This is a genomic window from Nostoc sp. ChiQUE01b (assembly GCF_034531255.1).
Taxonomy (GTDB): Bacteria; Cyanobacteriota; Cyanobacteriia; order Cyanobacteriales; family Nostocaceae; genus Nostoc.
The window spans coordinates 128,578-140,156 of the sequence record NZ_JAVRBM010000015.1; the positions used below are offsets into that span (position 1 = coordinate 128,578).

Here is an 11,579-nt window from a genome sequence, read left to right on the forward strand (position 1 = left end):
CAGGGTAACTTTTATAGATATATCCCTCTTGTGTCACTTTCCGAGTATTCTGAATAAAAGGATTAAAAGAAAAAACTCTGAAAGGTAAGCAGGGCAATGGATGTAGAATTACGAATCCTGAAACATTTGGCTTTTTTATGCCCACCCAAAAGTTGCGATAGATGGTAGTGATGAGTTTACTTTAGGGCTGGCATTTGGTACTAGCCTGCACAATTCGATTTCCACACTATTTCAATCGCTTAATCTTCCTTTTGAACAGCAGAAGCAGCAATACAACGAACAGTGGAAGCGATCGCGTAACGGCATCCACTCATTAGAAAATGTTTCTCATGATGATGGCAAGTTGTATCAAAACAGCGTTAGTTTGTTGTTGGCACATGAAGACAAAACTTATCCCTTGCAAACCCAATCCCCAATCCCTAATCCCTAGTACAACACGGCGGAAATAAACATACCATTTCAAATGGCGCAAAAGCCCGGAATACAATTCTTTTGACTTTTGACTTTTGACTTTTGACTTCCGCCTTGCGGTACTAGTCCCTTTTATTGGCTTTTAACTGAGTAAACCGAATCTAGCAGGTTAAAAGTGATTGAAGTACCAGGTTGTAAATCCATCACATCACCCCGGCAAACAATTTGGACGGATGATGAGTTAATTGGCGATGCTATTATATTTAGATGACTGTCGATGACTTCAATTTCTAAATCGTTGCCTTGATGCTGAAGGCTAACGTGAAATCGGTTTAGTGAAGTTGGAAGGAATGGATCGAGGCAAATGTTACCGCCGTAAGCGTGTAACCCAAGGTAATGGTGCTGAAGGAGATGGAGTGTACCTGCCATTGCTCCCAAGTGGATGCCATTTTTTGCTTCTTGACTACTCGCCCCCGATAAATCGGCAAACAGTGTTTCTATGAATAGCTGCCAGGATTTTTCGCGATCGCATCTGGCAAGGGCCCCAGCATACACAAGTCGGGAGAGGCTGGACTCATGCACCGTATGCTGGAGATGATGAGCGATCGTTTCCTGCATTTGTGTTTGATTAAAGCAATAACCATTACGCTCTAGTAATGTTGTTAATTCTGTCTCAGACAGTAAAAAGAACAGCATTGCGGTATCTGCTTGCTTGCTAACCTGATAGCGATTGACATCATCCCCTTTTGCCTCCAGGATTAAATTCACCTGCTGATTACAGAACGACTGCACATCAAATTCTTGCAAGCGATCAAACCCTTCGTACTGGCTTAAAATACCGTCGTCGCCAAAAACTATATGCATCTTCCGGCTTACAATATCCCAATGGTTGATTTCTTCCTGGCTCAAGTTGAGGCGATCGCAGAATTCACGACAACAGGAAGCTGGCAGTAGATCCAGGACTTCTTGCGTTCGGCAGAGCGTCCAGACAGCCATGACGTTTGTGTAGGTGTTATTGTTGATACCAGGAGTTTCGGCATCTGGGTAAGCGGTATGATATTCATCCGGCCCCATTACCCCACAGATTTCGTAGCGATCGCACTCAGGATTATAGGTGGCAATACTGGCCCAAAAGCGGGTAATCTCAACCATCATCTCTGCCCCGTAATCCATCAGGAAGGCAAGATCGTTCGTCAGGCTGTAGTAACGCCACAGATTACAGGCAATGATGGCATTAATGTGATGCTGCAAGTTTGTGCGATCGCGCATCCAATGCTCTGAAAGCAGGTTGAACTGAAAACGGGGTGTCTCTTCACGTCCGGTGCTGGCACTGCGCCAGGGAAACATCGCACCTTTGTAGCCGTGTTGATGGGCGAGAATTTTTGCTGCACTCAGGCGACGGTAACGGTATAGCAGCATTGAGCGGGCAATTTCTGGAAAACGGCAGGCAAGAAACGGCAGCACAAAGGTTTCATCCCAAAAAATGTGTCCGCGATAATCCTCCCCGTGCCACCCCCGCGCCGGGACTCCCACATCTAAATCGGCTGTATGAGGCGAAACTGTTTGCAGGATATGAAAGATATGCAACCGTAACGCCCGTAAATTTTCCACTGGTTCAAGCTCAATATCACAGCGCATCCACAGCCGTTTCCAGGCAAATTGATGAGCATTTAGGAGTTCGGCAAAGCTGGGAGCGTCCAAGATTGCTTGCCTTGCTGCTGAAGCCGTTTCAGCGATCGCGTGGTCACGGGAGGTGTAGAGGGCAGCAATTTTCTCAATTTTGATTACTACACCTTGATCAACTTGAAACCGCAACCGCTCGCCAATTTGTGCAGTTTTGCGATCGACAGTTCGGGGCAAGTTTACTTCATAGCTATTGACAAAAATACGAGTACGTGCTGCTATAGCTATCTCGATCCGAGACTGCTTGGTTCGCACCAGCAACCAAATGCCCTCTGGTTGAACGAAGAGGCAGGGGGACTCGGGGCCCCTTCTGGGGATAGGGGGAAGAGGGGGCAGGGGGAAAGAATTCTCTCCTTTTCTCCCCGCTTCCTGCTTCTTGTCCTCTTCTCCCCCACTTCTAATAATATGTGGTTCTCGTAAAGAGCGGGAAGCTAGTGCAACAGGTGAGGATTCGACCCCACCTGAACTATCCTCCTTGCTCCCTGCCCCCTGCTCCCTTGCTTCTTCAATGGTTCCAGTTGTTAATGGCTCCAGATGTTGCTTATTGTAAGGTTCGTAGCGTTTGACATTGTTGTTCGTCACCTGTCCGTCGATCGCCGAGCGAATTTCCAGCTCACCTGACCAGTTTTCGGCGGTTAGCTGAAGTTGCAATCCAGCAAGGTGGGGTTGAGCCATACTGACAAACCGTTGCTCGTGCAGCGTGGTTTGTCGTCCCTGCGGATCGCGAAATTGGATCTGACGATGCAGAACCCCACCTTTGAGATCCAGCGTTTGGCGGTAAGTCAGAATTTCAACCGTATCAATGGAAAACCAGTCTCCGCCATCAATGCGAAATGTTAGCGGCAGCCAGTTGGGTAGATTGACCAGCGATTCATCATCGGACGCTTCACCTTCAACACATGTTACCGAGCGGTTATAAAGACCTGCCCGGTAGGTTCCAGGGTAGTGGATCTCGTCGGCTGTCGCCTCGATCGCCACCGCACGAGTGACAAAATAGCCATTACCCAGCGCACAGAGTGCTTCCCGATGCCCTTCATCTTTTGGATCGTACCCATCAAAAACTAAGCTCCAAGCATCTTTGGAGTCGTGAGTGTTGTTATGAGAGAACATAAGCTTGGGGTGCGAGTCGTTGGAACATGGTATCAATTTCCGATCGCGTCGGATAGGCTGGTTGAGAACCATACCGGGTGACGGTGGCAATATCCTCCTTTGTCCAGATGTTATTTGCATTTCCAGCTAAGATAATTCCCTTTTTACCATCAGGGGGTACAGTAATCATCGAAACACCCGTCGGTTTGCCCTCAATTGTATTTACATATTGAAGGTCTACCTCAATCTCCCGGAGGGGTTTGAGCGCCTGTTCTGCCAGTGTGTCAGTACCGACATGAGCAATAAGCACAGCAGGAAGACCTAGTTTCCGAGCAAGATAGGCAACATTAGCAGCCTTGCCTCCACTCAGTTGAAGAAAATCACTAGCAAGCAGCGTTTCACTGAGGTTTGGACGGCGATCGACTCGTACCTGAAAATCAGCATTAACGCTACCGAGAGATATTATGCTTCCCTGAGTCATGATGTCTTGTATTTTTAGATTAAATAGTTAATCTCTCAATGAAGATTGTCAGTTGCCAGACTGCGAAAACAATCTCACTAGTTGCATTAAAGCGTTTTCTATTAAGACAAGCATCTAGCTTAAGTTCACTCTGAAGCACCCGCGATGCCTACGGCGGGCTACGCCTACGCAAACTGCTCCCGATCCCAGTTCAGATTTAAGCCAAAAGGTAGGGTAATTCTTTAAACAGGTGCAGTATTAGGGGGAAAGATGCTGATGGTAGTGGAGGGATTTAGCGATCGCCCAGTTGCGGTATTTTTCGACACCGATGCTAAACGTAATCAAACCAACTGGTGGCAACCAATCACACAACAGCTGCCAGTAGGTGGTTTACTAATCACAGATATGGGCTTTTATGGATTTGAGTGGTTTGATGCCCTAACCAGACAAAACCCACTTCCGTGGGTTATAAAACAATACGGTTCAGATAAGCTTTTTTTTCTCCCCCTGCTTCCCCTGCATCCCCTGCTCCCCCTGCCTGCCTCAAGGGAGAAATTTCCTTAACTGAACCGTATTGGGTTATAAAACCTTTCTAATAAGGAGAAAGAATTATGAAATTTGGTTACACGGTCATTTGGGTAGACGATGTAGTTAAAACAGTTGAGTTTTACGAAAAAGCCTTTGGTCTGGTTCGTCGCACTCTCCAGGATAAAGGACAATCTATCTGGGCGGAAATCGAAACCGGAAATACCACACTAGCTTTCTCTTCTAGTAGCGAAGCACAGAAGTTATTTCCTGGTGGCTGCCATCCCAACGACGCTACACAACCACCGGCATTAATCCAGATATCATTTATTACTCCTGATGTTGGCAGCGCTTATATGAGAGCGATCAGCGCTGGTGCAAAAACACTAGATGCCCCTAAATCTCAGCCTGGAGGAAAAACTATTGCTCGTGTCCGCGATCCCAATGGTGTGCTAGTGTCGTTGGTGAGTGGCTAATAGCGATCGCTATCTTGAAATTGGTAATTCCCATATCGCAAGTTTTTCATTGATTCGGGCATCAAACAAGCAAAGCTATAATTACCGTAGCCTCTAGCCACGTTCCATACTTCTATGACCGCCCATACCCGCAAGACTTATCCACGCAATGACAAAACACCAGGAGGGAAAGTCCCTAATTCTGACGAGATTGATATCGATCGCAGTGAAGTGACGACTCAAACACATCGCTTGCTCCGTCGTGGCATTCCTTATGGCCCGGTGTCTCCTTCAACGCCAAATAATCCGCTACAAGACCGGAACTTTGTCGATCGCGGTCTCCACTTTTTGGCTTATCAGACTTCGATTGTAGATCAATTTGAGTTTGTCACCAGGTTATGGGCTAACAATCCAAACTTTAGTGAGGAGGCGGCTAAAGGTCATGAGTTTGAAGGTAAATTAACTCTTGGTCACGATCCGATTATTGGTCAAAGTGAAAATAATAAACTAAATGGCGATCGCACACGCAAGTTCTTTATCCATCTTGAGGATGACCAAAATAAACCTCAAACTAAGGAGTTGACTGCACCTGAAGACTGGGTAATCCCTACTGGTGGCGGCTACTTCTTTGCACCCTCGATTTCTGCTTTGAAAGATGTATTGACAAAATAAGGATTTGAGGTATATAAGTGCTGAACCATTTTGTGGCGATCGCACCGAACTGCAAACTTCCCCAGTTTTGTCTGTCAATAAATGCCAGCGCTTATACCACAGTGGTCGATATCATGGGGTTTGTAGACCATTAGGGAAATAATGAATTATGAATTTTGTTTTACATCATTCATAATTCATTTATTTTTCTCTATTCCCCAATCTTAAACCTCAAATTTATGGATTCAAATCCAGCATTGTGTGCTGCGATCGCCAATTACATTACCACCAGTCCCCAGCAACGAATTACTTTCGCCCAATTCATGGACATGGTATTATACCAACCTGAATACGGCTACTATTCCAGCGATGCACTCAAAATTGGCTTTAAAGGTGGTGATTTTTTCACTTCTGTCAACCTCTGCTCTGACTTTGGCGAGTTACTAGCAGAACAATTTTTGCAAATGTGGGAGATTCTAGGAAAACCTCTACCCTTTTCTCTGGTAGAAATGGGAGCAGGTCAAGGATTGCTGGCATTGCATATCCTTAAATATCATCAACAGCACTACCCAGATTTTTTTACCGCGCTGGAGTACATCATTATTGAAAAGTCTCCAACTTTAAGACAAGAACAGCAGCAACGCTTGCAAGATTTCCCTGTGCGTTGGTGCAATTTTGAAGATATACCACCAAATGCGATCGCTGGTTGCTTTTTCTCTAATGAGTTAGTTGATGCGTTCCCCGTGCATCAATTCATCCTAGAAACGGGAGAACTCCGAGAAATTTATGTAACCACAAATCAGAATGAAAAAGAAACCAATGCCCCATGCCCATCATTTGTGGAAGTCACAGGGGAACCTTCAACGCCCCAACTAGCTGAACATTTGGATTTACTGGAAATAAACTTAACCCAAAGTGCATATCCCGATGGCTACCGTAGTGAAATTAATTTAGCTGCTCTAGACTGGTTGAGTATAGTAGCAGACCGCTTGCAGCACGGCTATGTGTTAACAATTGATTATGGCTACCCCGCCAGTCGTTACTATAATCCCAGGCGATCGCAGGGAACACTACAGTGTTATTACCAACATCGTTTCCATGATAACCCTTATATTAATATTGGGGGACAAGATATCACTGCCCATGTTGACTTTACAGCTTTAGAACGCTGGGGCCAGAAGTGTAACTTAAAGAATGTTGGTTTTATCCAGCAGGGATTGTTTTTGATGGCATTGGGGTTAGGCGATCGGATTGCAGCCCTTTCTGATCAAAAACGATCTCTCTCGCAGTTACTACAGCATCGGGACGCACTACACCAACTTATAGATCCCACAGGACTCGGCGGCTTTGGAGTCTTGATTCAGAGCAAAGGTCTGGACAAGACAGAAATTTCTCAACCATTAAAAGGATTGATCCTACCAGAGTAAGCGTAAAGAAAGAAAAGTTAAAACTCTATTTAAGAATGCAGTATCAGTCTTATTTGGACTAGCATAACAGTGATTACTGTAAAGTTAAATACACTACCAAAGTAATAATTATGTCCACTCATGACCTGTTAATGCTGGTAACACTACTTACCCCCGGTATTTTACTTTCAGTGATAATAATGTTGACTTTTGCTGCCGGTGGTTGATTGCCAGAGTTAGGGAGTAAGAAAACTGGGATTTAGGATTGTATTTGAAATTTCAAATTATTACTTCCCAACCGAATTTGAATCAAACAATGCGATGTTCGTGATGGGCTATGACGCTCGTTCGCCCTTGGCGTCTCCCTCTGGGAGAAGACTCGCTCTAAGCGTTGGCGCAGCCTCTCTAAGAGTTGCTATGCCAAAAGCTTTACGCTTCTCTACGAGACGCTACGCGAACGCTATCGGTGACGCTGTATTAAAGGAACGTAAAAAATGAAGGTGGCATTTCTGGGAACTGGACTGATGGGACTACCAATGGCTCAAAGGTTATTAGCCGCAGATATACAGCTAGTTGCCTACAATCGTACCTCAGAAAAATTAGCACCACTACAAGCAGCTGGGGCTGAAATTGCTACACATCCCCGCCACGCCATTAGTGCTGCTGAGTGCGTAATTCTCATGTTGACTAATGCCCCAGCCATTTATAATGTCTTGCTTTCAGATACTGCTTCGCAAACTTTGGAAGGACGTACAATCATCCAAATGGGAACAATTACGCCCACAGAAAGCCAGGAAATTAGAGATGCAGTTGTTGCTGGTGGAGGTGAGTACTTAGAAGCGCCCGTATTAGGGAGTATCCCAGAAGCAAAAGCTGGCAAGTTGAATGTTATGGTAGGGGCCGAGGCAGAACAATACGAACGCCACTTGAAGTTACTCCAAAATTTTGGGACAGAACCTTTACTTATTGGGACAGTGGGATCTGCGGCGGCGCTGAAATTGGCACTAAATCAACTAATAGCTTCTTTAACAACTAGCTTTGCTCTGAGTCTAGCTTTTGTCCAGCGTCAAGGTGTCGATGTGGATGTGTTTATGCAAATCTTGCGCGATAGTCCACTTTACGCACCTACCTTTGACAAAAAGTTACAACGGATGTTAGATGGCAATTATGCCGATCCCAATTTCCCTACAAAACACTTGCTTAAAGATACGGAATTATTTATCTCGGAAGCGAAATCTCAGAGTTTGGATCTCAGCAGTATTAAAGGAGTGCGGCAAATCTTGCAAACAGCCGTAAAAATGTCATTTGCTGATGATGATTACTCATCACTATTTTCAGTCATTAAGGAATGGGGAGAAGCGATCGGAGAATAAATTTTTGTAGAGAATAAGAGAATCAAGGAGGTGATATTGAGTGCTACACAAAGCGATCCAAGTCCGTTTATACCCAATTAGAGCAGAGGGAATCAGAATGCTAAAGGTGAGCCAGTGCGATCTTGGGGTCTCACGGCAGTTGCTTCAAGCCGGGGAACCCGTCCAACGCACTGCCTCCCCAAGTAGAGCAACTGGCGAACCCGTAAGGGCGGATGGTGACGCTCGTTCGCCCTTGGCGTCTCCCTGTGGGAGAAGACTCGCTAACGCTTCGCTATCAGCCGTCTCTGCTGTAGGAGGAGAGGTAAGACCAACAATGGGACGAAAGTCTCATTTGAGGCAGTCGCCTATGAGTACAGAAGCTCAGACTTCAGCCGTAGGTAAGTCTGGGTAGTTCACAAGGATATTACTGGCCATTAGTAGTAGTTGATTGGGGAAATGGCAGAGATTCAGTCTGAGGCTGAGGCACAGACGAAGGCTGAGGTTCAGGTTGAGGATTGAGAAATTCCTGCCAAGTCTTTATTTGCTCTTGCGCTGAACTGTAAGCAGCACTACCGCGTGGAATCGATTTGGCAATATCAATCCCTCTAGCAATATCAGACTGACCTTGAGTGCGTGCTATTTCTAATAATTGTTGACTCCATTGGTCAATAGCCTGATTCGCATCCATACGTAAGATGCTATTGTTTGAAACTCGATCCGCCAGTCGTATTGCTTCAACTAAAGCTTCTGGAGTGCCAGCGACCCCCACTTCCTGGGCTTTTTTCCAGTTTTCTCTAGTGCGGATTTCCCTTTCCCAGTCATTGATCGCAGTTTGTGCTTCTTGTGAAAGCGCCCTTCCCGATGAGGCAATTTGTTGAGCTGTGCTAATGGCGGCGGTGAGATTTCCACTTTGAGCCAGTTCTTGTGCTCGATCTAAATAAGGTTGGTCTTGAATTCGCTCAATCTTTCCTACCCAAGTACGAATTTTTTTCCGTGCTTCTGGATATAATGCACGACCTCTACGAATTTCGCTGGCCTGGGCGATCGCAGCTTGCAAGGAGTTAATATCGTCGAATATTGCGATCTGTTCGGCGCGGTCTAAGTAAGGTTGGTCTTCAATTGTCTCCACTTGGGCATTCCAGCGACCTATCTCTTGTCTAGCTTCTGCGCCTCTAGGGTTACTAGCAGGAATCAGCTGGACTTGGGCGATCGCTGCGGTTAAATTAGGGACTGTTCCCTGGCTAGCCAATATTCTCGCTTTTTCCAGATGGGCAACATCTTCAATTTCCAACTGCCAACGAGCAATTAGTTGCTGTGCTTCGTTATACACTGGTCTGGAGGGATCGATTTGTTGTGCTTGAGCGATCGCTGCCTCTAAACCAGAAACATTACCGATCCAAGCACTCCTTTTGGCGTCAGCTATGGCGATAAAGTCATCAGTTTCGCCTTGCAGTTTCGCACTTTCCGGTATTTGCCTAGCAATATCGAGTGCTTCATCCGCATCTTGCTTGTCTAGTTTCGCCTGTGCCAATTCCAACATTTTGCGTCCAAATGCCGGAATTGCTTCCTGAGCTTTTTGGTAAATGTAACTTTCCTGCCCAATGGACTCGGCTAACTTGATCGCTTCTAGGATGTTATCGACTACTTTGCTGTTTGCTAAACTTTCGGCTTTTCCTAACTTATCGCCATCTTCCCGTGCTGTGGCAATGAGACGATTCAATTGGTCGTATTTAGTACCCGCCCAGTATTGATTGTCTACACGCAGCATTTTAGCGGATAACATGAACGCCGATTGCCAGCGCCGTTCTTTTACTTCGGCGATCGCACCGTTGTATGTGGCTTCAGCCTTTGACCAAATCGACTGCCATTTGTCAACTTGTTCATCAACTAATTTATAAGCTGCTACATCTTCGGGTATCTTACGAGCAGTGGCGATCGCTTCCTCCAAATTCCCAGTTTGGAAACTTTGATCGGCTAGCTTCAAAATATCCCGCGACCATTCTTCAATGAAACGATCGATTTCTCCATGCAACGGGTGATTTTGTGGTAGTTGCTTCACCAGAGCGATCGCTTGCAATAAGTCGTTCACTGTTTGCTTAGAAGCCGCTAACTGAGCGCAATGTAGTCGTACAGAAGCACTAGCTAGCGGCCAGAAAATCGATGGGCAATTAGGGGCAGCTGGCAACTTGAAAAGCATTGCCATTGCCAAGAATCCTACACTGCCGGGAATCAACATTAGTAGTACTAGCCACAATGTCCAGCTTTTCATCCAGCGTGGCCATTTCCCAGAAGTACTACTGAGTTGGGCAGTTTCTTCTGAATGACTATTTATAGGTAATCCTTTCGTATGGTTTTTTTTTCGCCGCTTCACTGACTTGGAGGTAGAACCAGTAGCTGGGACATCAAATGGCTGAGTTTCACCGAATTGTTCTGTTCGGGATAATCTTTGGTTTTGATCTGGCTCTCTTCCACTGGCTCTTGACCAACTGTCTGGAATATCCCGCTCTGTCATCTCTCACACCAAAATAATTGAATAGCGCTCTGTCTTTAGGTTGATAATTCCATTGTTGACATAGTAACTTTCTCGTCATTAAAAAGCTACTTTTTTGATTATCTCTCTCTACAGAGTACCATGATCAATCTGAAAAATCAGTGTTATTTTATACTTTATCCTCAAACAGCAGATTCGGCTTGCAAATCGCAAATTAGTTGAGCTAACTGATCGCTACTTGCCTGATAGACGTTGCCGCAAAAGTCGCAAGTTGCCTCAGCACCATCATCCTTAATAATCATATCTTGCAGTTCAGCTTCTCCCAAAATCTTCAGTGCCCCCAAAACGCGATCAAAAGAGCAACCACAGTGGAAGCGCAGCATTTGGCGTTCGGAAAAGATTTCCAACCCCATGTCTCCCAATAAGTCACCAAAAATTTCAGGTAACGTCTTCCCAGCTTGCAACAATGGCGTAAATCCTGCTAGACCAGAAACCCGTGATTCCAACGTTTCTACTAAAGCTTCGTCTCTGGCGGCTTTGGGCAATACTTGTATCAGTAACCCTCCAGCAGCAGTTACTCCCGCTGCTCCCACGAACACACCTAAAACTAAAGCCGAAGGTGTTTGTTCGGAATTCACCAGATAATGAGCTACATCATCACCAATTTCGCCAGAAACTAGTTCTACAGTACTAGAGTAAGGATAACCATAACCAATATCTCGCACAACGTAGAGGTAGCCGCTACCCACAGCACCACCAACATCTAATTTACCTTTGGCGTTGGGAGGCAATTCTACAGATGGATTCCCAACATATCCGCGTACCGTACCATCTAAGCCTGCATCTACTAATATGCCACCCAAAGGCCCATCGCCCTTAACGCGGACATTCACCCTTGAGCCAGTTCGCTTCATACTAGAAGCCATTAACAAGCCCGCCGTCATAGTCCGACCTAGTGCTGCCGTTGCCACATAAGAAAGCTTGTGGCGCTGCCGTGCTTCTTCGCGGATTTCTCACAAAATCTGAAAAAATGGGATCAAAAACTGCGACAATGTA

General features: G+C 45.7%; 10 protein-coding genes and 1 pseudogene. 7 read left to right on the forward strand and 4 right to left on the reverse strand.

Annotation, left to right across the window (positions count from 1 at the left end):
* Positions 1–157: 157 nt before the first annotated feature.
* Positions 158–430 carry a hypothetical protein gene (locus tag RMY63_RS12950; protein ID WP_322729097.1) on the forward strand — a complete coding sequence of 91 codons (273 nt, stop codon included), beginning with the start codon at positions 158–160 and terminating at the stop codon, positions 428–430.
* Between the two features lie 113 nt (positions 431–543).
* Here RMY63_RS12950 and RMY63_RS12955 read toward each other — a convergent pair whose 3' ends face one another.
* Positions 544–3,204, reverse strand: coding sequence for a glycoside hydrolase family 65 protein (locus RMY63_RS12955; RefSeq protein ID WP_322729085.1), 2,661 nt, complete (start codon positions 3,202–3,204; stop codon positions 544–546).
* Entirely contained in the window at positions 3,191–3,664 is a 474-nt protein-coding gene (locus tag RMY63_RS12960; RefSeq protein ID WP_322729086.1) for a carbohydrate kinase family protein, read from the reverse strand. Before RMY63_RS12960 ends, RMY63_RS12955 begins: the two co-directional genes overlap by 14 nt.
* A gap of 255 nt (positions 3,665–3,919) precedes the next feature.
* Between RMY63_RS12960 and RMY63_RS12965 the strand changes: the two genes are divergently transcribed.
* From RMY63_RS12965 to RMY63_RS12990, 6 genes are all read left to right on the forward strand, one after another.
* Positions 3,920–4,207: a hypothetical protein gene (locus tag RMY63_RS12965; RefSeq protein WP_322729087.1), complete on the forward strand. Its 288-nt coding sequence runs from the start codon at positions 3,920–3,922 to the stop codon at positions 4,205–4,207.
* A 47-nt stretch (positions 4,208–4,254) separates the two neighbouring features.
* Positions 4,255–4,644 (forward strand): VOC family protein, encoded by a 390-nt coding sequence (locus RMY63_RS12970; protein ID WP_322729088.1) that lies wholly within the window; start codon positions 4,255–4,257, stop codon positions 4,642–4,644.
* A gap of 114 nt (positions 4,645–4,758) precedes the next feature.
* On the forward strand, positions 4,759–5,295 hold the full coding sequence (locus tag RMY63_RS12975) for a hypothetical protein (RefSeq protein ID WP_322729089.1): 537 nt from the start codon (positions 4,759–4,761) through the stop codon (positions 5,293–5,295).
* Between the two features lie 218 nt (positions 5,296–5,513).
* Positions 5,514–6,701: a class I SAM-dependent methyltransferase gene (locus tag RMY63_RS12980; RefSeq protein WP_322729090.1), complete on the forward strand. Its 1,188-nt coding sequence runs from the start codon at positions 5,514–5,516 to the stop codon at positions 6,699–6,701.
* A gap of 473 nt (positions 6,702–7,174) precedes the next feature.
* Complete coding sequence (locus RMY63_RS12985) at positions 7,175–8,053, forward strand: NAD(P)-dependent oxidoreductase (protein ID WP_322729091.1); 879 nt, start codon at positions 7,175–7,177, stop codon at positions 8,051–8,053.
* Positions 8,054–8,093: 40 nt separating this feature from the next.
* Positions 8,094–8,444, forward strand: a complete 351-nt coding sequence (locus tag RMY63_RS12990; RefSeq protein WP_322729098.1) for a hypothetical protein — start codon at positions 8,094–8,096, stop codon at positions 8,442–8,444.
* Between the two features lie 12 nt (positions 8,445–8,456).
* Here the strand turns inward: RMY63_RS12990 and RMY63_RS12995 are convergent, their stop codons facing one another.
* Positions 8,457–10,544 (reverse strand): chromosome segregation ATPase, encoded by a 2,088-nt coding sequence (locus RMY63_RS12995; protein ID WP_322729092.1) that lies wholly within the window; start codon positions 10,542–10,544, stop codon positions 8,457–8,459.
* A gap of 161 nt (positions 10,545–10,705) precedes the next feature.
* A pseudogene (gene hslO, locus RMY63_RS13000) lies at positions 10,706–11,533 on the reverse strand (Hsp33 family molecular chaperone HslO); the annotation flags it as partial.
* Between the last annotated feature and the right edge of the window lie 46 nt (positions 11,534–11,579).

Coding starts and splice junctions, on each gene's coding strand:
- RMY63_RS12955 (WP_322729085.1), bottom strand. CDS start 3,204: ATGTTCTCTCATAACAACACTCACGACTCCAAAGATGCTTGGAGCTTA.
- RMY63_RS12960 (WP_322729086.1), bottom strand. CDS start 3,664: ATGACTCAGGGAAGCATAATATCTCTCGGTAGCGTTAATGCTGATTTT.
- RMY63_RS12965 (WP_322729087.1), top strand. CDS start 3,920: ATGGTAGTGGAGGGATTTAGCGATCGCCCAGTTGCGGTATTTTTCGAC.
- RMY63_RS12970 (WP_322729088.1), top strand. CDS start 4,255: ATGAAATTTGGTTACACGGTCATTTGGGTAGACGATGTAGTTAAAACA.
- RMY63_RS12975 (WP_322729089.1), top strand. CDS start 4,759: ATGACCGCCCATACCCGCAAGACTTATCCACGCAATGACAAAACACCA.
- RMY63_RS12980 (WP_322729090.1), top strand. CDS start 5,514: ATGGATTCAAATCCAGCATTGTGTGCTGCGATCGCCAATTACATTACC.
- RMY63_RS12985 (WP_322729091.1), top strand. CDS start 7,175: ATGAAGGTGGCATTTCTGGGAACTGGACTGATGGGACTACCAATGGCT.
- RMY63_RS12995 (WP_322729092.1), bottom strand. CDS start 10,544: ATGACAGAGCGGGATATTCCAGACAGTTGGTCAAGAGCCAGTGGAAGA.